Origin of the sequence: Kaustia mangrovi (assembly GCF_015482775.1) — a bacterium.
Classification (GTDB): Bacteria; Pseudomonadota; Alphaproteobacteria; order Rhizobiales; family Im1; genus Kaustia; species Kaustia mangrovi.
This window is the reverse complement of record NZ_CP058214.1, coordinates 508,871-530,882: the sequence shown is the minus strand read 5'-3', so window position 1 is coordinate 530,882 and position 22,012 is coordinate 508,871. Positions and strand designations below refer to the sequence as shown.

At 67.8% G+C, this 22,012-nt stretch carries 20 protein-coding genes and 1 pseudogene; 19 read left to right on the top strand and 2 right to left on the bottom strand.

Features of this window, described 5'->3' with window-relative positions:
* The first annotated feature begins 60 nt into the window (after positions 1-60).
* Positions 61-975, top strand: coding sequence for a LysR family transcriptional regulator (locus tag HW532_RS02495; protein ID WP_213164388.1), 915 nt, complete (start codon positions 61-63; stop codon positions 973-975).
* A gap of 72 nt (positions 976-1,047) precedes the next feature.
* On the opposite strand, the gene erpA is transcribed toward HW532_RS02495, so the two are convergent.
* Positions 1,048-1,386, bottom strand: a complete 339-nt coding sequence (gene erpA, locus HW532_RS02490; RefSeq protein ID WP_213162911.1) for an iron-sulfur cluster insertion protein ErpA — start codon at positions 1,384-1,386, stop codon at positions 1,048-1,050.
* Positions 1,387-1,539: 153 nt separating this feature from the next.
* Here erpA and HW532_RS02485 point away from each other — a divergent pair, with 153 nt between their 5' ends.
* From HW532_RS02485 to HW532_RS02405, 17 genes and pseudogenes are all read left to right on the top strand, one after another.
* Positions 1,540-2,736, top strand: coding sequence for a deoxyguanosinetriphosphate triphosphohydrolase (locus HW532_RS02485; RefSeq protein ID WP_246479459.1), 1,197 nt, complete (start codon positions 1,540-1,542; stop codon positions 2,734-2,736).
* Between the two features lie 42 nt (positions 2,737-2,778).
* Positions 2,779-4,539, top strand: a complete 1,761-nt coding sequence (gene argS / locus HW532_RS02480; protein WP_213162909.1) for an arginine--tRNA ligase — start codon at positions 2,779-2,781, stop codon at positions 4,537-4,539.
* Between the two features lie 2,506 nt (positions 4,540-7,045).
* Positions 7,046-7,792: an SPOR domain-containing protein gene (locus HW532_RS02475; protein ID WP_213162908.1), complete on the top strand. Its 747-nt coding sequence runs from the start codon at positions 7,046-7,048 to the stop codon at positions 7,790-7,792.
* A 32-nt stretch (positions 7,793-7,824) separates the two neighbouring features.
* The gene (gene nagZ, locus HW532_RS02470; RefSeq protein ID WP_213162907.1) at positions 7,825-8,841 is read left to right on the top strand and encodes a beta-N-acetylhexosaminidase; all 1,017 of its coding nucleotides are present in this window, start codon (positions 7,825-7,827) and stop codon (positions 8,839-8,841) included.
* An 85-nt stretch (positions 8,842-8,926) separates the two neighbouring features.
* Entirely contained in the window at positions 8,927-9,805 is an 879-nt protein-coding gene (locus HW532_RS02465) for a segregation and condensation protein A (RefSeq protein ID WP_213162906.1), read from the top strand.
* Positions 9,802-10,556, top strand: a pseudogene (gene scpB / locus HW532_RS02460) (SMC-Scp complex subunit ScpB). Before HW532_RS02465 ends, scpB begins: the two are co-directional and overlap by 4 nt.
* A 117-nt stretch (positions 10,557-10,673) precedes the next feature.
* On the top strand, positions 10,674-11,810 hold the full coding sequence (locus HW532_RS02455) for an ABC transporter ATP-binding protein (RefSeq protein ID WP_213162905.1): 1,137 nt from the start codon (positions 10,674-10,676) through the stop codon (positions 11,808-11,810).
* A gap of 124 nt (positions 11,811-11,934) precedes the next feature.
* A complete protein-coding gene (locus HW532_RS02450) occupies positions 11,935-12,180 on the top strand; it encodes a twin-arginine translocase TatA/TatE family subunit (protein ID WP_213162904.1) in 246 nt (81 codons plus the stop codon).
* 87 nt (positions 12,181-12,267) lie between these two features.
* Positions 12,268-12,897 (top strand): Sec-independent protein translocase protein TatB, encoded by a 630-nt coding sequence (gene tatB / locus HW532_RS02445; RefSeq protein WP_213162903.1) that lies wholly within the window; start codon positions 12,268-12,270, stop codon positions 12,895-12,897.
* A gap of 14 nt (positions 12,898-12,911) precedes the next feature.
* Positions 12,912-13,787, top strand: a complete 876-nt coding sequence (gene tatC, locus HW532_RS02440; RefSeq protein WP_213162902.1) for a twin-arginine translocase subunit TatC — start codon at positions 12,912-12,914, stop codon at positions 13,785-13,787.
* A 222-nt stretch (positions 13,788-14,009) separates the two neighbouring features.
* Positions 14,010-15,551: a serine--tRNA ligase gene (gene serS / locus HW532_RS02435; protein ID WP_213162901.1), complete on the top strand. Its 1,542-nt coding sequence runs from the start codon at positions 14,010-14,012 to the stop codon at positions 15,549-15,551.
* The gene (gene surE, locus HW532_RS02430) at positions 15,544-16,356 is read left to right on the top strand and encodes a 5'/3'-nucleotidase SurE (protein WP_213162900.1); all 813 of its coding nucleotides are present in this window, start codon (positions 15,544-15,546) and stop codon (positions 16,354-16,356) included. The genes serS and surE overlap by 8 nt, the downstream gene beginning before the upstream one ends.
* Before the next feature lie 42 nt (positions 16,357-16,398).
* Positions 16,399-17,067, top strand: coding sequence for a protein-L-isoaspartate(D-aspartate) O-methyltransferase (locus HW532_RS02425; RefSeq protein WP_213162899.1), 669 nt, complete (start codon positions 16,399-16,401; stop codon positions 17,065-17,067).
* A gap of 84 nt (positions 17,068-17,151) precedes the next feature.
* A complete protein-coding gene (locus HW532_RS02420; protein ID WP_213162898.1) occupies positions 17,152-17,379 on the top strand; it encodes a hypothetical protein in 228 nt (75 codons plus the stop codon).
* Positions 17,380-17,550: 171 nt separating this feature from the next.
* Entirely contained in the window at positions 17,551-18,864 is a 1,314-nt protein-coding gene (locus HW532_RS02415) for a LysM peptidoglycan-binding domain-containing M23 family metallopeptidase (RefSeq protein ID WP_213162897.1), read from the top strand.
* A gap of 259 nt (positions 18,865-19,123) precedes the next feature.
* Positions 19,124-19,786, top strand: a complete 663-nt coding sequence (locus tag HW532_RS02410; RefSeq protein WP_213162896.1) for a sulfotransferase — start codon at positions 19,124-19,126, stop codon at positions 19,784-19,786.
* 37 nt (positions 19,787-19,823) lie between these two features.
* Positions 19,824-20,486: a glutathione S-transferase family protein gene (locus HW532_RS02405; protein ID WP_213162895.1), complete on the top strand. Its 663-nt coding sequence runs from the start codon at positions 19,824-19,826 to the stop codon at positions 20,484-20,486.
* Positions 20,487-20,563: 77 nt separating this feature from the next.
* On the opposite strand, the gene HW532_RS02400 is transcribed toward HW532_RS02405, so the two are convergent.
* Complete coding sequence (locus HW532_RS02400; protein ID WP_213162894.1) at positions 20,564-21,433, bottom strand: ATP-binding protein; 870 nt, start codon at positions 21,431-21,433, stop codon at positions 20,564-20,566.
* A gap of 240 nt (positions 21,434-21,673) precedes the next feature.
* On the opposite strand from HW532_RS02400, the gene yajC reads away from it, so the two are divergent.
* Positions 21,674-22,012, top strand: a complete 339-nt coding sequence (gene yajC / locus HW532_RS02395) for a preprotein translocase subunit YajC (RefSeq protein ID WP_213162893.1) — start codon at positions 21,674-21,676, stop codon at positions 22,010-22,012.

Sequence of the window (22,012 nt, the reverse complement as noted above, 5' to 3'; positions counted from 1 at the left end):
TCCGGTCCGATTTTCAACTAGGCTGGCGCGAGGAAAATAACTTTTGAGATGAATTCAACAATGGCGCGTCTCGACACGAACCGGTCCGGAGAAATGGAAGTCTTTGCGCGCGTGGTGGAGCTCGGCGGCTTTTCCGCCGCCGCGCGGGCCGCCCGCATGACGCCGTCGGCGGTGAGCAAGCTCGTCGCGCGCCTCGAGGCGCGGCTCGGCACGCGGCTCGTCAACCGCTCCACCCGCAAGCTGCAGCTCACCGCGGAAGGCGAGGCCTTCTACCGGCGCGCGGTGCGCATCCTGTCCGACATCGAGGAGGCCGAGCGCGAGGCCGCCTCGGGAGCGCAGCCGCGCGGCCGCGTTCGCGTCAACTCCAACGTGCCCTTCGGCCTGCACCATCTGCTGCCGCTCGTTCCCGACTTCCTGGAGCGGCATCCCGAGGTCAGCCTCGACCTGACGCTCACCGACCAGGTGGTCGACCTTCTGGACGAGCGTGCCGATGTCGCGATCCGCGTCGGGCCCATGAGCGCCTCGCGCCTGATTGCCCGAAAGCTCGGCGAAAGCCGCATGGCGGTTGTGGCCTCGCCCGACTATCTCGCGCGCCGCGGCGTCCCCGAGACGCTCGATGCGCTGGAGCGGCACGACCGGATCGGCTTCAATCTCGCCCGCAAGATCGAGGGCTGGAGGATGCGCGACGGCGACGGGACGGTCCTTCTGCCGGCGGGCGGTTCGGTCCTTGTGGGCGATGGCGAGAGCGCGCGCCGGCTCGCCCTTGCCGGCACGGGGATCGCGCGGCTCGCCCTGTTCCATATCGGTCCCGATATCGCGGCGGGCCGGCTCGTCACCGTGCTCGACGATCTCAATCCCGGCGACACGGAGGAGATCCATGCCGTCTATGTGGGCCAGGGCGGCCATCTCCCCGCCCGCATCCGCGCCTTCATCGACTATCTCGCCGCTGAGGTGCGGTTGCCGGGCGCCGGGTAGCTCGCCTTCGGCCCTGCGCTTCCGTGCTCCCCGGCTGTGGTGTCCGGGAAGCGGGCGGCCTCGTCCCGTCCGCTAGATGGAGAAGCTCGTGCCGCAGCCGCAGGACGCGGTGGCGTTGGGGTTCTTGATCTGGAAGGACGCGCCGATCAGGTCATCGACAAAGTCGATTTCCGAGCCGGAAAGATACATGAGAGAAATCTGGTCGATGAGGACGGTCGCACCGTTCCTCTCGATCACCAGATCATCGTCCTGCTTGTCGGCCTCGATGTCGAAGCCGTACTGGAAGCCGGAACAGCCGCCGCCCATGACGGAGACGCGAAGCATCGTCCCGCCATCGGGATCGCCGGCCAGAATCTGGTTGATCCGGTCGGCGGCGCGGTCGGTTACAGTCACTGCGGAGGTGTCGGTCATGTCGTGTGTCACCGTCGCTCGTCTTGGCGAACAGGAATGTGCACGATATTTATGTTGCCTGAGGCGCTTGTCAATCGTGTGCTCGCGAAAGCGCCTGTCATGGGCACCGTTCGATTCGTTTCCGAGCATCGACCCCTAACCGTCTGGAAGCGCTTGCAATACGAACTCGCGCCATATGCCGCCCTGGCCAACCGGTCCCGCGGGCGATTCACGCCGGAGCCGGAGAGCCCGACCCGCAGCGCCTTCCAGCGCGACCGCGACCGGGTGCTCCATTCCGCCGCCTTTCGCCGCCTCATGCACAAGACGCAGGTTTTCGTATCCCATGAGGGCGACCACTACCGCACGCGGCTCACCCACAGCCTGGAGGTCGCCCAGATCGCGCGCGCCATCTCGCGCACGCTCGGCCTCGACGAGGACCTTACCGAGGCGCTGGCGCTCGCCCACGATCTTGGCCACACGCCGTTCGGCCATGCCGGCGAGCACATGCTCGATCAGTGCATGCGTGGCTATGGCGGCTTCGATCACAATGCGCAGGCGCTGCGCATCGTCACCCGGCTGGAGCGGCGCTATGCGGCCTTCGACGGGCTGAACCTCACCTGGGAGACGCTGGAGGGGCTTGTGAAGCACAACGGGCCTATCGCCGACAGCGACGGGACGCCGGCGGGACCCTATGCGCAGAGCGGGCTTCCGGTGGCGATCTCCGATTTCGCCGGGGCGTTCGAGCTCGCGCTCGACACCTATGCCTCCGGCGAGGCGCAGGTGGCGGCCATCGCCGACGATATCGCCTATAACGCGCACGATATCGACGATGGGCTGAGGGCGGGGCTGTTCGACGTCATCGACCTGGGCGATGTGCCGCTGGCCGGCGAGGCGCTGTCGGAGGTGCTGAAATCCTGCCCGGGGCTGGAACGCCCGCGCCTCGTTCACGAGACGGTGCGGCGCGTGATCTCGACGATGATCGGGGATGTGGTGGCCGAAACGGGCCGGCGCCTGCGCCAGGCGGACCCGGCAAGCGTGGAGGACATCCGCGCGCTCGACATGCCCGTCGTCGCGTTCTCCGCCCAGCTTGCCGAGAAGAACAGGGTCCTGCAGGGGTTCCTGCGCCGGCGCATGTATCGCCATGAACGCGTGCTCGCCATCATGAAGCGGGCCCAGCGCGTGATCCGGGACCTCTATGAGGCCTATACGGAGGATCCCGCCGCCATGCCGCAGGAATGGCGGCGCGATCTCGACAGCCTTGGCGACGACAAGCGCGCGCGCCGCGTCTGCGACTTCATCGCCGGCATGACCGACCGCTATGCGCTGGCGGAGCACCGGCGTCTGTTTGACCTCGACCCGCTTTTCCGGTAGTGCGCCTTCGCCCTCATTTTCTTTTGAAAGCAGCAACGTGCGATGAATGTCTTTGCCCATTTCGAAACGGTCGTGAAACACGCGATCGAGAGCCTCATGGCCGACGGAGCCCTGCCGGCGGGGCTGGATCTCGCCCGTGTTGTGGTCGAACCGCCGCGCGATCCCGCACACGGCGACGTTTCGACCAATGCGGCCATGGTGCTGGCCAAGCCCGCCGGCCTGAAGCCGCGCGATCTGGCGGAGACGGTCGCGGCGCGGCTGGGCGAGGATGGCGACGTGGCGTCGGCTGAGGTTGCAGGGCCCGGCTTCATCAATCTGAGGCTCGCGCCCGGCGTCTGGCCGAGCGTGGTGCGCACCGTCCTGGAGGAGGGGGCGCGCTACGGCGCCGCCGATGTCGGCGGGGGCCTGCCGGTCAATGTCGAATATGTCTCGACCAACCCGACGGGGCCGCTCCATATCGGCCATTGCCGCGGCGCGGTGTTCGGCGACGCGCTCGCGAGCCTGCTGGAGACCGCCGGTTACAAGGTGACGCGCGAATACTACGTGAACGATGCCGGCGTGCAGGTCGATGTGCTCGCCCGGTCGGTCTATCTGCGCTATCGCGAGGCGCTGGGCGAGGAGATCGGCGAGATTCCGGCGGGGCTTTATCCGGGCGACTATCTGAAGCCCGTCGGGCGCAAGCTGGCCGAGAGCCATGGCGACACGCTGCTGGGCAAGCCGGAGGCGGACTGGCTGCCGGTCGTGCGCGACGTCGCCATCGAGGAGACCATGGCGATGATCCGGGAGGATCTCGCCGCGCTCAATATCCATCACGACGTGTTCTTCTCCGAGCGCTCCCTTCACGAGGGCGACGGGGAGAGCGCGATTGCCCGCACGGTGGAGGAGCTACGCGCGCGCGGGCTCGTCTATCAGGGCCGCCTGCCGCCGCCCAAGGGCCAGCTCCCGGAGGACTGGGAGGGCCGCGAGCAGACGCTCTTCAAGGCGACCGAGTTCGGCGACGACATCGACCGGCCGCTGATGAAGTCGGACGGCAGCTACACCTATTTCGCCGCCGACGTCGCCTATTTCCGCTCCAAGTTCGAGCGCGGTTTCCGGCGGATGATCTATGTGCTCGGCGCCGACCACGCCGGCTATGTGATGCGGCTGGAGGCGGTGGCGCGCGCGGTGGCGGGCGACGAGGCGAAGCTGGTGGTCCGGCTGTGCCAGCTCGTCAAGCTCTTCCGGGCCGGCGAGCCGGTGCGCATGTCCAAGCGGGCCGGCGATTTCGTCACCTTGCGGGAGGTGATCGACGAGGTCGGACCCGACGTCGTGCGCTTCATCATGCTGACCCGGAAGAACGACGCGCCGCTCGATTTCGACTTTCGGAAGGTGCTTGAGCAGTCGCGCGAAAACCCTGTATTCTACGTGCAATATGCGCATGCGCGCATCTGCTCGGTGTTCCGCAACGCCGAGGCCGAGTTGGGGGCGGATGCGGTCGGCGAGGCCGCGTTGACGGCGGCGGACCTCGATCTGCTGCAGGATCCGGCGGAATTAACCGTCGTGAAACGGCTTGCCGAATATCCTCGCATGATACAGGGTGCTGCCCTCAACGAAGAGCCGCATCGCATCGCGTTCTACTTGTACGATTTGGCAAGCGATTTTCACGCCTTATGGAACAAAGGCAAAGAGTCGCCTCAATTGCGCTTCATCCTCGCCGATGAGAGAGGAAAGACTGCCGCACGGCTCGCAATGTTGCAGTCAATTCGATATGTTCTCTCCAATGGATTGGCAATAATCGGTGTAACACCGATCGAGGAAATGTAACGGCGGACACCGTTGATGGATAACGACCCGAAAAAGAACGAGAAGGACGACGCGTCCCACAAGCAGAATTGGCGTGAACGCCTGGGGCTCGTACGCGAGAACAAGGGCGGTGCCGAGGGCGCGGGGGAACGCCAGGCCAAGGACGGACCGCAAGCCGGGGATGTCTCGAAGAATGTGCCTGCAGGCCAGTCCGACAAGGCTGCCGCGCCGCCGCAGGCGCCCGTGACCGCGCCGCGGCCCACGAGCGCCCCGCAACCGCCTGCACGTGTCGAACCGCCCGCGACCCCGCCGCAGTCCAAGGCGGCGGAGCAGCCGCCGGCCGCGCCGCAATCCAAGGCTGCGCCCCAGTCGCAGGGCACACCGCAATCCAAGGACATGCCCGAGCCACCCCGTGCGCCGCAGCCCACGGGCGCTCCGCACCCATCCGGCGCTCAACAGGGCAAGGGGCTTCCCAAGCTTGCCGGAGAGTTCAAGCCGCGCACGCCACCGCGTCCGGAGTCCGGGGCGGAGCAAGCCTCGCCGGGTGCCACTGGCGCGGGCGACCAGACCAAGGAGTCCGGTGCGACGGCCCAGCCGCGCGATCCGGGTCCGGGTCAAGCCGGGCCGGCAGGGCCCGCCGCGCCCGGACCGACGCCTCGCCCGACAGCGCCAGCGCCGTCCGGGCCGCAGGGTGCTGGCGGAGCGAAACCGCCGGAGGCTCCGGTCGTACCGCCGCCCGCCAAGGCCGGTCCGTCGCCCGCGGGCGAAACTCCCCGTCAGGACGCCGGTGCACCGGCGAAACCGGGTGCCGCGCCGGCGGCTCCGGCAGCGGGCCAGACGCGGCCCCAGCCGCCATCCGTGCCGGGTGGGCCGGATGCCGGACACAGGTTCGGTGCAGAGCGTCCCGCAGCGCCGGGTCCGTCTGCGCCGTCCGGGCAACCATCGGCATATCGGCCGGGGGCAAAGGCGCCTCAGGAGCCGGAGACCGCAAAGCCGGGCGCGGCATCCTCTCCGCCGACAGCAAGGCCCGGCATGCCCAGCCCGCCGCAACCGGCGTCCGCACGACCCGCAGCTCCGGTGCCAGGGGCGGGCGCCGGCACGGCGTCCACGGCCAGGCCTGCGCCGAGTGCGCCGGCCGCCGGCCGGCCTTATGAGAAGCCGGAGGGCGGTTATCAGTCCGCCAGGCCGTCCCAGCCCGCGACGCCGACATTCGGCACCGCTCATCAGCGGCCGCCGGAGGCTCCTGCGCGGCCTGAGCGCTCCTATGCGCCGCCTCGGCCGCCGGGGGCGAGCAGGCACCGCCCGCCGGGGCGCGATTTGGCGAGACAGGCCGGGACTGGGGCGCCGCACAGCGCGGTGCGCCGGAGAGTGGACGGCCGACACGGTTCTCCGAACGGCCTGCCGACAGGCCGGTTCCCTCCTCGGGCTATCCGCCAGAGCCGCGCCTGGGGCGCGAGCCGCGCGACGAGCAGGCGGACTATCGCCCGCGCGACACGAGCTTCCGCTATGGCGAGCCGCAGCCGGGCGCGCGCCCGGCGCCGCCAGCGGGGAGCCGCTTCGGCGGCGACTATGCGCGCCGCGGGAGCTTCGGGGCGGGCCAGGACCAGGGCGGCGGCTATCCGCGCCCCGAGCAGGGTTCCCTTGGCCGTCCCGGGCAGGGGGCTGGCCGTGGCGCGATGGGCGCCGGGGCCTATGAGGACTATGCCGCCGGCCACAACCGCGACAGGGGCGCTCCGCAACGTCCGCCGGCACCGCCACCGCCACCGGAAGGCCGTTACGGCTACGGTGCGGACCGGGGCGAGCCGCGCGACTACCCGTCAGCACAGGATTGGGCTCCGCAGCGTGGCCCGGACAGGCGCTACGGCGCCGGGACGCAAGGCGATCCCTATGAGGCACCCGCACGGGGCGAACCGCGGCAGGCGGATCCCTATCTCGGTGGCCATGCCCGCGAGCTCGCCCATGTGGAGGAGGCTTACGGCCAGGAGGGATACGACCAACGCCGTGCGCCGCCTCCGCACTATCCCGGGGCATATGACGACGCATATGGCGGCTATGAGGGCGAGGTCGCGCCGGAGCGCCGACCCCGGCGCAGGGCACCGCTCATCCTGCTCGGCGCACTGGTTGGCGTCGCCGTGGTCGCCGGCGGCGCGATCTATCTCTACTCGGCGATGACGGGCGACAGCGGCGAGGAGACGCCACCGGTAATCTCCGCGCCGAAGGAACCGTCCAAGCTGGAGCCGGAAGAGTCCGCCAGCCAGCCGGCCGTGCCGCGCCAGAACAAGCTGATCTACGACCGTATTCTCGGCGAGGGCGAGGAACAGCAGGAGCGGATCGTCCCGCGCGCGGAGGAGCCCATGTCGCCCGACGACGGGCAACTGGCGCCGGCCGATCCCGCCCAGTCGCCGGCAGATGACGGCTCGCTGCCGGTTCCCATGCCGCCCCGCCGCCGGGCAGCGATGGCGACCAGTCGTCTCTGCCGACCTTCGAGAGCGGTCAGTCCAACGGCACAAGCGCCTCCAGCGCCACCGTGGCGGAACCGACGGCGGCGAGCGGGGCCTCCTCGACTCCGCCGGCGCCGGGAGAGCTGGATGCCGGCACGTCCGGGAGCGGGACGCAGACGGCATCGGCCGGGGAGCAGGCGCAGGCCTCCGGCAATACCGCGCAGGCAGCGACCGCATCGACCCTGACGAATCCGCCGCCCGTTCCCAAACCCAAGCCGGCGACCGCGAGCCGGTCGGCGAGCGCCGATGGCCAGAGCGGGCCGGTTTCGCTGGCACCGGAGGCAAGTGCGCCCGCCGCGCCGGAGCCCGGGCAGGTCTCGCGGGCAAGCAATATCGCCTCCGCCAACGATCCCTTCGTCGACGAGCCCGGCGTGAACAGGCCGGGCGGGGCGATCAACAGTGCAAGCGAGACCACCAATCTTCAGGGGCAGCAGCAACAGCAGGCCGCTCGCGAACCCCCGCAGGCCGTGGCGCCCCCGACCGCCCCATCGCCCTCGACGACGACCAGCAGCGCCGCCTCCGGCGCTTATGTGATTCAGATGGCCTCCTATCGCAACGAGGCCGATGCGAGTGCCGAATTCTCCCGCCTGCGGCAACGCTATCCCGACCTTCTCGGCAATTACAATCCGCTGATCCAGAAGGCCGATCTGGGCTCGCGCGGTACGTTCTACCGGCTGCGGATCGGGCCGGTCGCCTCGCGCGAGACGGCGTCGCGCCTGTGCACAGCGCTGATCGCGTCGGGCGAGAAGGATTGCCTGGTGCGCAGCCAGTAGCCGGCCTCCGATCTCGGGGGGAGGGACATTCGATGACCATCTCAGCCTTCATCAGCGGTTGCGCCGGCCCCGAGCTGACGGATGACGAGCGCGCCTTCTTCCGCGAGACCGATCCGTGGGGGCTCATTCTCTTTGCGCGCAATTGCGTCACGGCGGGGCAGGTTTCCGCTCTGGTCGCCGATTACCGGGCCTGTGTGGGGCGCGAGGACGCGCCCGTGCTGATCGATCAGGAAGGCGGGCGGGTGCAGCGCATCGGGCCGCCGGACTGGCGCGCCTATCCTCCGGCAGAGGCGATCGGGGCGCTCTACGAGGCCGATCCGCGCAAGGCCGCGGCGACGGCCTACCGGCTGGCGCGGCTCATGGCCGGCGATCTCTCGGCACTCGGCATCACGGTCGATTGCGTGCCGGTTCTCGACGTGCGCGACCCGGACGGCCACGACGTGATCGGCGACCGGGCCTATGGGGACGATCCGGTCCGTGTGGCCGCCCTTGGCCGCGCGGTGTGCGAGGGCATGCTGGACGGCGGCGTCCTGCCCGTCGTCAAGCATATCCCCGGTCACGGGCGCGCCGGCGCGGACAGCCATCTGTCCCTGCCTGTGGTCGATGCTCCCGCGAGCGCGCTGCGCGCGGTGGATTTCGCGCCGTTCCGGGCGCTCAACGACATGCCGCTCGCCATGACGGCCCATGTGGTCTACACCGCGCTCGACCGGGACAGGCCAGCCACATGTTCCTCCGCCATCGTCAAGGCGGTGATCCGCGGCGAGATCGGGTTCGACGGGCTGCTCATGTCCGACGATCTGAGCATGAAGGCGCTGAGCGGAACGCTCGCCGAGCGGACCCGCGACGCGCTCGGCGCGGGCTGCGACATCGTTCTGCACTGCAATGGCGAGCTGTCTGAGATGCAGGAGGTCGCCGCTGCCGCCGGCCCGCTCAAGGGCCGGGCGCTCGACCGCGCGGAGCGCGCGCTTGCCAGGCTTTCCGCGCCGAAAGCTTGGGATAACGCCGAGGCTTTGGCCGATCTGGCGATGCTGAACGGCGAATCAGTCTAAAATCGACCGTTAAATTTCCGTACAGTCGGCGGCGGCTCCCGGGCATTTCGGTGGCCGGACCGATGGCGAGAATGGCGATGGAGCGATGAACCCGGCAGCGCAAAGGCCCGAGGACGCGCCCTGGCCGGATGGCGAGACCCCGCCGCGGCGCGGGGACGACACGCCGGTCGAGGACGGCGACCGGGCGCTGATCGTCGATGTGGACGGTTTCGAGGGGCCGCTCGACCTGCTCCTGTCGCTGGCGCGCGACCAGAAGGTCGATCTGGCGCGCATATCCGTTCTCCAGCTTGCCGAGCAGTATCTCGCCTTCATCTCCGCCATGCGCCGCATGCGCATCGAGCTTGCGGCCGACTATCTGGTGATGGCGGCGTGGCTTGCCTATCTGAAGTCGCGGCTGCTGCTGCCGGATCCGGAACCGGAGGAGGAGCCGGCGGCGGAGGAGCTCGCCGCGCGGCTGGCCTTCAGGCTCCAGCGCCTCCAGGCGATGCGCGATGCCGCCGAGCAGCTCATGGCGCGCCCGCAGCTCGGCCGCGAGGTGTTCGCGCGCGGAATGCCCGAACCGGTCGTCGTGGAGACACGCACCGAGCACGAGGATACGCTGTTCGATCTCATCAAGGCCTATGCGGAGCGCCGCCAGCGCGCCATGGCCCACAAGCAGTACACGGTGCACCGCCGTGTGGTCTGGTCGCTGAAGGAAGCCCGGGAATCGCTTGAGCGGCTGATGGGCAAGCTCGGCGACTGGGGCCGGCTCGACAGCTTCCTCATGGACTATCTCTCCACGCCGGAGACGCGCGCGACGGTGCTTGCCAGCAGCCTCGGCGCGACGCTTGAAATGGCGCGGGAGGGGCTGGTCGAGATACGCCAGGACAAGGCGTTCGCACCGATCTATCTGCGCCGCAGGGCCGATGCGCCGGCGGCGGAGGCCGGGGCGGCGTCGCCGGACAAAGAGAGGCACGAGCGATGAGCAACGGTTTTCGCCCGGCGCACGGGCCGGGACAGGCGGGGGGTCCCGGCGCGGGTGCGCTGCCGGACAATGTGGCGATCCATCCGCGTGCCGACCGGGCGCACCAGCTGCGCGTGGTCGAGGCGTTGCTCTTCGCCGCCTCCGGCCCCTGTCCGAAGACGAGCTCGGGGCCTGCCTGCCCGAGGGGTCCGACGTGGCGAGCCTGCTCGGCGAGCTGCAGGGGGCCTACGAGGCGCGCGGCGTCAATCTGGTGAAGGTCGCGGGCCGGTGGGCGTTCCGTACCGCCGACGACCTCCGCTACCTCCTGCGCCACGAGGCGGTGGAGCAGAAGCGCCTGTCCAAGGCCGCGCTCGAGACGCTCTCCATCATCGCCTATCATCAGCCGGTCACCCGCGCGGAGATCGAGGAGGTGCGCGGCGTGTCGACCTCGAAGGGCACGCTCGACGCGCTTCTGGAGATGGGCTGGATCCGCATGCGCGGCCGCCGGCGGACCCCGGGCCGGCCCGTCACCTATGGCACCACCGACGCGTTCCTGGAGCATTTCGGGCTCGACAGCGTGGCCGATCTGCCGGGCATGCGCGAGCTGAAGGGGGCCGGCCTCCTCGATTCGAGCCTTCCGGACGACTATATGATGCCCGGACAGGGCCGCGAGGAGGACGATCTCTTCTCCGGCCAGGACGAGCCGGAGACGGAGGCGAGCGAGGAGCCGGCGCTGGAGATGCACATGCCGGACGGTATCGACGGGCGCTGAGCGCCGCTGCCGGGGCTCACGGGCATGCGGTGACGGCGCGAAGGACCGCCAGCGGCGATGCGGCGCATCATTTCAGGCGATGCGCCGCGCAGGCATTCTGCTATACACCGGAACGCAATGACGACGACGAGCCTGCCTGACCAGCCGGGACAATGGGGACCGCGCGGCACCGCCGCTGCGACCTTCGCCGCGCGCCTGTCATACGAGCACGTCACCCACAGCTATCAGGATGTCGAGGCGGTCAGCGACGTGTCGCTGGAGCTGGCGCCGGGCGAGATCATGTGCCTGCTCGGGCCGTCGGGCTGCGGCAAGACCACGCTCCTGCGCATCGCGGCGGGGCTGGAGCGGCCGCAGGCGGGCCGCGTGCTGCTCGACGGCGAGCCGGTCACCGACGAGCGCCGGTTCGTGCCGCCGGAGCGGCGCGGCGTCGGCCTGATGTTCCAGGACTACGCGCTGTTTCCCCATCTCACCATTCTGGAGAATGTGGCCTTCGGCCTGAAGGGCATGGCGCGGCAGGCGGCTGCCACGGAGGCGCACAACGCGTTGCGGCGCGTGGGGCTCGACGCGTTCGCCGAGGCCTATCCCCACGCGCTCTCCGGCGGCGAGCAGCAGCGCGTGGCGCTTGCCCGCGCCATCGTGCCGCGCCCGGGCGTCCTCCTGATGGACGAGCCGTTCTCCGGGCTCGACCAGCGCCTGCGCGACAGCGTGCGCGACGAGACGCTGGCGCTGCTGAAGGAGACGCGCTCGAGCGCGCTGCTCGTGACCCACGACCCCGTCGAGGCCATGCGCATGGCCGACCGGATCGCGCTCATGCGCCGCGGCCGCCTCGTCCAGCTCGGTACGCCCGAGGCGCTGTACCGCCAACCGGTGGACGCCGACGCGGCGCGCTTCTTCAGCGATTTCAACGAGCTCGAGGCCCGCGTGCAGCGCGGCGCGGTCATGACGCCGCTCGGGCGGTTTTCCGCGCCTGCCGGGCTCGAGTCCGGTGCGGAGGTTCTCGTGCTCATTCGGCCGCAGGGCATAAGGCTCACCGCGGCGCGCGAGGGCCATGCCGGCTATGTGACGAATGTTCGCTTCCTTGGCGATGCGAGCCTTGTTACCCTGTTGCTGGAAGGCATGGAGGAGCCTGTCACGGCGCGGATGCGCGGTGCGAAGATACCGGCCGCCGGCGAGACGGTCAGCGTGACCGTGGAGCGGGAGCATGTCTTCGTCTTTCCGCAAGCCGAAGCGCCGGCCCGTTCCGTTCCGGCATGACGCGTATCTCAAGGCTTTGTTGCGGCGATGATACGATTCCGCGATAATGCGCGCGAGACGAGGGGGAGGGTCATGGAAAACCCTGCCCCGCTGAGCTGAGAAAGTGGTTGAGGAGTAGAGGCCTATGGCCCCCAGTTGGCTGCAAATTCTGATCGTTGTCGTCCTTCTCGTTCTGTTGTTCGGACGCAACAAGATCTCTGATCTGATGGGCGACGTTGCGCGCGGCATCAAGAGCTTCAAGAAGGGTATCCAGGAGGACGGCGAGGAGACGCCGGACAAAACCGACGACACGGTCAAGACGATCGAGCACGAGGCGTCCGACACCGCCGATGCCTCGAAGGATACGGCCAAGTCGAAGGCCAAGGGCTGAGTTCGGGCCCGTTTTCCTGAGAGACGCGCGCCGCGGCAAGCTCCGGGCGCCGTTCGTATCCGTCGCTAGAGGGACAGCCCGACGGCCATGTTCGACATTGGTGGAACGGAACTTCTGGTCATCGCGATCATTGCCATCATCGTGGTGGGTCCGAAGGACCTGCCGGGGATGCTGCGCAATTTCGGCCGCTTCGTGGGCAAGATGCGGTCCATGGCGCGCGACTTCCAGAACCAGTTCGAACAGGCGGCCCGCGAGTCCGGCCTGGACGAGGTGCGCCGAGGCATCTCCGACGTGAAAAGCTATTCGCCCGCCAATCAGGTGAAGAAGGCGGTCGGCTCGATCGCGGATGAGGGCGACAAGCTGAAGCGCGACATCGAGACGTCCGGCGAGCCGTCGAAGGCGTCGACCGATGCGGCCGGCAAGGCGAAGGCGGGTAACGGAGCCGCCACCGCGTCCGACGGTTCGACCGCCACGGCCAAGACGGAGCAGACCGCAAAGCCCGCCCGTACGGCGAAGGCATCCGGCACCTCCAAGGCCAAGGCCGCGCCGAAGGGCAAGGCGCGCACGAAGGGCGCGGCAGCGTCCGCCGGGAAGACGGGATCCAAGACGAAGACCGCCAAGACGACGGGCACGGGCGCGGCCAAGGCCAAGCCCGCAGCCGGGAAGGGCAAGGCGGCCAAACCCGAGACCGACGTCGCCGCGTCGTCGCGCTCGTGAGGAGCAATCCCGGCATGAGCCAGGAGGATATCGAAGCGACGCAGGCGCCGCTGATCGAGCACCTGATCGAGCTGCGCTCGCGGCTCATCAAGTCGATGATCGGCTTCGGCCTCGCCTTCCTGTTCTGTTTCTATTTCGCCACCGACATCTTCAATATCCTGGTGTGGCCCTACAAATGGGCGGTCGGGGATGCGCACGAACTGCGCCTGATCTACACCGCGCCGCAGGAATATTTCTTCACCCAGCTCAAGATCGGCCTGTTCGGCGGCATATTCCTCGCCTTTCCGGTGATCGCCTCGCAGCTCTACATGTTCGTCGCGCCGGGGCTCTACAAGAACGAGCGCGGCGCGTTCCTGCCCTTCCTGCTGGCGACGCCCATCCTGTTTATCGCCGGGGCGTCGCTCGTCTTCTTCCTGGTCATGCCGCTGGCGCTCAAATTCTTCGCGAGCTTCCAGCAGACCGGCGAGGACGGGCGCGCGATCATCGAGCTCCTGCCGCGGGTGAGCGAGTATCTCGGCCTCACCATGACGCTGATCCTCGCCTTCGGCGCCTGCTTCCAGTTGCCCGTGCTGCTCACGCTTCTAGCCCGCGTCGGCCTCATCAGCTCCGACTGGCTGAAGGAAAAGCGCAAATACGCCATCGTGATCGTCTTCGCGCTGGCGGCCTTCCTGACGCCGCCCGACCCCTTCACCCAGACGGGCCTCGCCCTGCCGACGCTGCTCCTCTACGAGCTGTCCATCCTGTCGGTGCGCATGGTGGAGAAGCGCCGGGCGGAGGAGGAGGCCGCACGCGCCGCCGAGGATGACGAGGACGAGACCGACGGCCCGGACGACGACGGGGATGGCGACGGCAAGGGCGACGACGGCGGCAAGGGCGGAAAGGCGGAATAATCCGCCGGTCCGCCGCGCCTCCGGCGGCCGCGTTTCGCCCCGGTCATTCCCCCGCGAAGGGGCGAAGAGGCCGGTCGCGCCCCGAGGACCTGGAGCAACTTGTCTCAGGTTCGGCGGGAGACAAGCCGCTCTAGGCTCTGGACGCCCGGCGCGGGCGCGACGTATACACGGGGGCGCGAATGGGCGCCCCTCATCTGTTTTCGCGTGAAGGTCCTTGTTTCCATGCACGATATCCGATGGATTCGCGATAATCCCGATGCGTTCGACGCGGGGCTCGCCCGGCGCGGGCTTAAGCCGATGGCGGGCGCGCTGATCGCGCTCGACGAGAAACGCCGGGAGATCACCGCGCGCCTGCAGGCCATGCAGGAGCGGCGCAATTCCGCATCGAAGGAGATCGGCAAGGCCAAGGCCTCGGGCGACGAGGCGCGCGCGAGCGCGCTCATGGCGGAGGTCTCCGCGATCAAGGAGAAGATGCCGGAGGACGAGGCCGCGCAGCGCGAGGTAGAGGACGAGCTCCACGAGACCCTGAGCGGCATCCCGAACCTGCCGCTCGACGACGTGCCCGACGGGCCCGACGAGACGGCCAATGTGGAGCTGCGCCGCGTCGGCGAGCCGCGCAAGCTCGGCTTCGCGCCGAAGCAGCATTTCGAGCTGGGCGAGGGGCTCGGTCTCATGGACTTCGAGACCGCGGCGAAGCTCTCCGGATCCCGCTTCGTCGTGCTGAGGGGCGCGCTCGCGCGTCTGGAGCGCGCGCTCGGCGCCTTCATGCTCGACCTCCATACGAGCGAGCACGGCTACACCGAGACCGCCCCGCCGCTTCTCGTGCGCGACGACGTGATGTTCGGCACCGGCCAACTTCCGAAGTTCGCTGATGATCAATTTGATACGAAACTGTTGCGCGCAAAGGTGGATCCTGCTGCTTTTGCCGGTCCGTTTGGGGATTTTATTTATCAAAACACAAATAATGAACTCGCTAGAGAGAAAATAATAGCGAGAGAGGAATTAGATAAATTTTTGGAAGATGAGAGTAATTTTTCAGAATTTATGTCTAAAACCTTTGCAAATACAATTGTGCACTCGATGTCTTATGGCGGAGAGGGGTTGAGTTTTTCGGATTCATTGAACAAAGTTCTCAATTCGAGCGCTTTTGAACGTCTGTGGCTTATCCCTACCGCCGAGGTGCCGCTGACCAATCTGGCGCGCGAGGACATTCTGGACGAGGCGGCGCTGCCCATGCGCGTGGCGGCCTTCACCCCGTGCTTCCGCGCGGAGGCGGGGGCGGCCGGGCGCGACACGCGCGGCATGATCCGCCAGCACCAGTTCTCCAAGGTGGAGCTCGTCTCCGTCACGACGCCGGAGGCCTCGCTTGAGGAGCTGGAGCGCAAGACGGCCTGTGCGGAGGAGGTGCTGAAGCGCCTCGGCCTGCCGTACCGCGTCGTCACGCTTTGCACGGGCGATCTGGGCTTTTCCTCCCGCAAGACATACGATATCGAGGTCTGGCTGCCGGGGCAGGACACCTATCGCGAGATCTCGTCCTGCTCGGTGTGCAGCGATTTCCAGGCACGGCGCATGAATGCCCGCTACCGCCCCGCGGACGGCAAGGGCACGCGCTTCGTGCACACGCTGAACGGTTCCGGCGTCGCCGTCGGACGCGCGCTCGTCGCGGTTCTGGAGAACTACCAGAACGAGGACGGCTCGGTGACGGTGCCGGAGGTTCTGAAACCCTATATGGGCGGGCTGGAGGTCATAAGGGCCGATGATTGACGATCCGCTCCGCGGTCCGGGGGGCGACCCCGCCCGCATCCTCGTCACCAATGACGACGGCATCCACGCGCCGGGCCTGAAGAGCCTGGAGACGATCGCACGCGCCCTGTCGCCCGATGTCTGGGTGGTGGCGCCGGAGGGCGAGCAGAGCGGTGCGTCGCACTCGCTCACCCTTGCCGATCCGCTCAGGCTGCGCGAGATGGGCGAGCGGCGCTTCGCGGTGCGCGGCACGCCGACGGACTGCGTGGTGATGGCGGTCAAGCGCGTCCTCGACCGGCCGCCGGACCTCGTCCTGTCCGGCGTCAATCGCGGCCAGAACCTCGCCGACGACGTGACTTATTCGGGCACCATCGCGGCGGCCATGGAGGGTGTGGCGCTCGGCATTCCGTCCATGGCGCTCAGCCAGACCTACGGCATCTCCGGCGGGCGCGAGGTGCGCTTCGAGACGGCGGAATGGCACGGCGCCGGCCTCGTGCGCGACCTGTTCGCCGCCCGGCTGGGCCCCGGCGTGCTCATCAACATCAACTTTCCCGACTGCGCGCCAGACGAGGTCGCCGGAACGGAGATCACGCGGCAGGGCAAGCGCGACCAGAACCTGCTTCTGGTGGACGAGCGCGTCGATGCCCGGGGCAACGCCTATTACTGGCTGGGCTTCAGGCGCGAGAGCAGCAATCCGGCGGCGGGAACCGACCTGAGGGCGGTCTACGAGAATCGAATCTCGGTCACGCCGCTGCATATGAACCTGACCCAGCTCGAAGCCATGGAGGCCCTGCGCCGGACCGTGGCCGCCGAGGACACGATCTGACGGACCGCAACGGCCATGTGGAAGTCACCGTCGAAGGCAGTGATGAGCCCGGCCAGGGCCGGAAGAGGCGATGGCGGCGACAAGCGCGGCATCCAGCTCCTGATGCATCTGCGCAATCAGGGCATCCGCGACACGAACGTGCTGGAGGCCATCGAGACGGTGCCGCGCGCGCTGTTCGTGCCGGAGGCCTTCGCGGACCAGACCTATGCCGACCAGGCGCTGCCGATCGCCTGCGGGCAGACCATCAGCCAGCCCTTCATCGTCGCCTTCATGACGCAGAGCCTCCGGCTCACCGACCGGATGAAGGTGCTGGAGATCGGCACCGGCTCGGGCTACCAGACGGCGATCCTCGCGCACCTCGCGCGGCGGGTCTACACCATCGAGCGCTACCGCCAGCTCCTGCGCGAGGCGGAGAAGCGCTTCAAGACGCTGAAGCTCAACAATGTCGTGACCATGCTCGGCGACGGGGCGAAGGGCTGGCCGGCCCAGGCGCCCTTCGACCGTATCATCGTCACCGCGGCGGCGCGCGGCGTGCCCCAGGACCTCGTCGACCAGCTCCAGATCGGCGGCATCATGGTCCTGCCCGTGGAGATCGCGCCCGGCGAGCAGGAGCTTCAGCGCATCGTGCGCACAGATGACGGGATAACCCGCGAGACGCTCCTGCCGGTCCGCTTCGTGCCGCTGGTCGAGGGCGTCGCCAAGGATGGCTAGGCCATTCCAGGGAGGATCGCAGGCAGGCCGGGCAGGGGAACCGTGTCCCCGTTACCGGAACTTCGCGACCAAGACAGGACGACCATGACCACATTGAGCAAGATCATCTTTGCCATTCCACTCATCGGATGGATGCTGCGGAGCGCCTGGTATGGCGACGATTCGGAGAAGGTTTTCTTCTGCATCAACATCGTCGTGTTCTGGGGGCTGGCCATCTATGCCTTCGGCTACCCGGCGCTCATCATTCCGGCGCTGACGGTGACGGGCGTCTATCTGGTCTCCATGATCGCGCTGACGGCCCGCGACATCTGAATCCTGGCGTGTCGTCGGGCAGCATGCAGCGTCGCGCGATAACAGGGAAAATATTCGATTTCAGGCCCTTAAACCCTCTTTAACCCAAACCGCGCATTCTCTTTGCGGAATGTGAGTTTTGGGAGTGTGGGTATGCGTGACGTCGCCTCAAGCACAGTAAGGGCACAACGCTTGGCCCGTCTTGCCGGTGCCGTGGCCCTGGCGGGGCTGGTCGCGGCCTGTTCGAGCTCGGCCGACCGGTTCGGTCCGATCACGGGTTCGACGGGCAATGCGAGCACGGCCAGCAATGACAGTGTCTACAGTTCGCCGGTGCCGCCTGCGAATTCCGGTGGAAACACCTATGCCTCGGCCGGACAGCCGTCGAGCAATGTCCAGTCCGGAGCGTCCTATTCGTCAGGGGGACCCTCGGGCGGCTATCAGGCGAACTCCGGAACGAGCGGGCAATCCTATTCCAATACGGCCTCTGCCGCCGGGCAGGGCAGCCGCACCGTCGTCGTGAGCCAGGGGCAGACGCTCTACAGCATTGCCCGCGAGAACGGCGTGAGCGTGCAGGACGTGGTCGCCGCCAACGGGCTCGCGCCGCCCTATCACCTCAAGGCCGGGCAGCGCATCTCCATTCCGTCGGGCTCCGGCGGCGGGACGCGCTATGCCGCCAATACGAGTGCGGGCCAGCAGGTGCGCGCGGAGGCGACCAACGCGTCGGCGAAGGCCGGCCAGTCGCTCAGCGCCTCCGGCGGTACCCATACGGTGCGCCCCGGCGAGACGCTTTACAGCCTGGGGCGGAGCTACAGCGTGTCGCCCGGCGAGATCGCCTCGCTCAACGGCTTCGGCATGTCCCATCAGCTCAAGGTCGGCGAGAAGGTGCGCATACCGGGTGCGGGCTCGACCAATCTGGCCTCCAAGGACACGGGCAAGGCGGGCACGGCCAACAAGGTCGCCAGCGCCTCCCAGACCGCGACGGACGCGAGCGTGGGCACCTCCGGCAAGGGCGACCGCGTGACGGGCGCGACCTCGACGCAGGGCAATGCCGCGTCGTCGTCCACGAGCTCGGGCAAGAGCGCGTCTCTGCCGTCGCCGGAAGCGCGCACATCCTCCAATTTCCGCTGGCCGGTCAAGGGGCGCGTCATCTCGCAATACGGACCCAAGGCGAACGGCTCGCGCAATGACGGCATCAACATCTCGGTGCCGGCCGGCACGAGCGTGCGCGCCGCGGAGAACGGCGTTGTGGCCTATGCGGGCAACGAGCTCAAGGGCTATGGCAATCTGGTCCTGATCCGCCATTCCGACGGCTGGGTCACGGCCTATGCCCATAATGAGGAGCTTCTGGTCAGCCGCGGCGACATGGTCAAGCGCGGCGACATCATCGCCAAGGCCGGCCAGTCCGGCTCGGTGACGAGCCCGCAGCTCCATTTCGAGATCCGCAAGGGCGCGCAGGCCGTCGACCCGATGCAGCATCTCGGTTCGGCGAATCTGGCGGGCAACTGATCCCCGCAGGGTTCGCGGCGAATTGCGCAAGACGGGGATTGTCCCCGACAGGAGGGCGGTCTGCCAGAGAGAGGCAGGCCGGCCTTTTCGTCTGCACATTCACCCGCCAGCCTGTGTCGGCTTTCCATCGGGTCGCGGGCGGGGCCGGGCCCTTGCTGCAGGGCCTGTAGTGTCGACGATCGTCACACCGGTCGCATAGGATGGCGGGCGGCGCCCCGGGGCCGGGGGCGCCATGCATGTCCGGGCAGGGGGCTTTGCCATGAACGCTTCGAAATACAGCACTGTCTTCATCGTGACCTATGGCCGGTCCGGATCGACCCTGCTCCAGGGTGTGTTGAACAGCATTCCGGGCTATCTAGTGCGCGGCGAGAACAACAATCTTCTCGGCCGGCTGCTCGCGATCCACAAGGGGCTCACCGCCTATCACAGGGACGGACCGACCGGGCCGGAGAACGCCTGGTATGGCAGCGAGTTCTTCACGTCCGACATCATTGCGCCGGCCTTGCGCTCGACCCTGGAAACGGTCCTGTTCGGCGACGTCCCCCGGGACAGGGTGCGCACATTCGGCTTCAAGGAGATCCGCTACGGCCTGGAGAATATCGACGCCAAGCTCGACTTTCTCCGGACGCTCTATCCCGACAGTGCGGTCATCTTCAACACGCGCAATGCGGACGATGTTGCCCGGAGCATGGAGAAGAATTTCGGAAAAAGCAGAAATCCCGACGAAATAAAGGGGCTTACGAGTAAATTCTCAACTATCGCGGAAGCTGACGGCAATGCCTATCTGATCGGCTATGAGGATGTGGTGGCCGTCAATGACAGGCTGCACGGGCTGTTCTCGTTCCTCGGCGAACCGTTCGACGAAGAGGCTGTCCGGGGCGTATTGTCGCGCAAGCACAGCTATCACAGGGGCCACGGCTGACGGGGTCGGGCGCGGCAAGAAGCGGAGGCGTATCGGGATGCTTACGATATGGGGACGGCGGAATTCGACCAATGTCCAGAAGGTCATGTGGACGGTCGGCGAGCTCGGGCTCGATCACGAGCACCGCAATGTCGGCGGATCGTTCGGCGGGACCGACACGGCGGAGTACAGGGCCATGAACCCGATGGGGCTCGTGCCGACGGTGCGCGACGGCGACATCGCGATCTTCGAATCGAACGCCATCGTGCGCTATCTCGCGGCGCGCTACGGGGCCGGGGCGTTGTGGCCGGAGGACCCTGCGGAGCGGGCCCGTGCCGACCAGTGGATGGAATGGGCCCAGACTGTCATCGGGCCGCCGATCACGGCGGTCTTCTGGGGCATTGCGCGCACGCCGAAGGCCAAGCAGGACATGGAGGCGCTGAAGCCCGCCATCGACAAGCTCGGCCGGCTCCTGGCCATCGCCGACGAGCGGCTCGGCGAGGCGGCCTTTCTCGGCGGCGAGCGGCTGACCTTCGGCGATGTGCCGCTCGGCGCGACGGCCTACCGCTATTTCACCCTGCCCATAGAGCGGCCGTCGCTGCCGAATCTGGAGCGCTGGTACGAGGCTCTCACCGGGCACGAGGCCTATCGCACCCATGTCATGATTCCCTTCGGCGCCAGCCTGGAGGAATGGCAGGCGCTGGAGGCGAAGCTCGCCTAGATCGGTTTTTGTCGTCCCGGACCGGGCGGCACCCGACTCGAGACGGACCGCCCGTCCCGCCTTTGCCGGGGCGGGCCTCAGCCGATCCTGACGCCCTGTCGGCCCGCAAGGTCCTGGATGAACTGCCAGGCGACGCGGCCGGAGCGCGAGCCGCGCGTGGCGGCCCATTCGATGGCCTCCGCCTTCAGGGTGTCGGGGTCGGCCTCCAGCCCGAAATGTTCCGCATAGGAGAAGACCATGTCGAGGAACTCGCTCTGCGCGCAGTTGTGGAAGCCGAGCCAGAGGCCGAAGCGATCCGACAGCGAGACCTTCTCCTGCACCGCTTCCGACGGATTGATCGCGGTGGAGCGCTCGTTTTCCATCATGTCGCGCGGCAGGAGGTGGCGGCGGTTGGAGGTCGCGTAGAAGATCATGTTCTCCGGCCGCCCCTCGATGCCGCCCTCGAGCGCGGCCTTGAGCGACTTGTAGGAGGTGTCGTCCTGGTCGAAGGAGAGATCGTCGCAATAGACGATGAAGCGGGACGTCTCGTGGGCGCGTACCAGCCCCATGAGGTCGGGCAGGCTCTCGATGTCCTCGCGGTGGATCTCCACCAGCTTCAGCGTGCCGCCCACCCGGGCGTTGACGGCGCCGTGGGTCGCCTTGACGAGCGAGCTCTTGCCCATGCCGCGCGCGCCCCACAGCAGGGCGTTGTTGGCGGGCAGGCCGGTGGCGAAGCGCTCGGTGTTCTCAAGGAGCGTATCGCGGACCCGCTCGACGCCCTTCAGGAGCGACATGTCGATGCGGTTGACGCGCTCCACCGGCTGCAGCCAGCGGTCGCGGGCGTGCCAGACGAAGGCCTCCGCGGCATCGATGTCGGTCTCGCGGGGCGCGGGCGGGGACAGGCGCTCGAGCGCGCGGGCGATCCGGTCCAGACGGTCGAGCACCGACTCGTCGCTTGAGAGGGTCATGGCGGGATCTTCCGGTGTTCTTGACGGGGCCTCATGTAACGCGACCGTCTCAATAGCCCCACCGCCCCCATCGGCGCAAGCTGGCGGATGCGCGTGGAGAATCTGGGGCAGCGGCAAAGGGTTCGGTTGCAAACGGTTCGTTGATGGCTATATTCCGCGCAGTTTCAACAAGTACGGGCAGGCTTCAGACACCGTCTGCGCTTCCACCGTACGTCGCGGCGCAACCCGGGAGCTTCCTTCATGTTCATCACTCCAGCCTACGCGCAGGCAGCAGGCGGCGGTCAGGGCGATTTCCTGATCTCTCTCCTTCCGCTCGTCCTGATCTTCGTCATCTTCTACTTCCTGCTCATCCGGCCGCAGCAGAAGCGCGTGAAGCAGCATCAGGAGATGGTCAACAATATCCGGCGCGGCGATACGGTCGTCACCGGCGGCGGGCTCGTCGGCAAGGTCACCAAGGTGATCGACGACAAGGAGATCCAGGTCGAGGTGGCCGAGAATGTCCGTATCCGTGCGGTGAAGAGCATGGTGTCGGAGGTCCGCGCCAAGGGCGAGCCGGCCAAGGACGAGACGTCCGAGTAA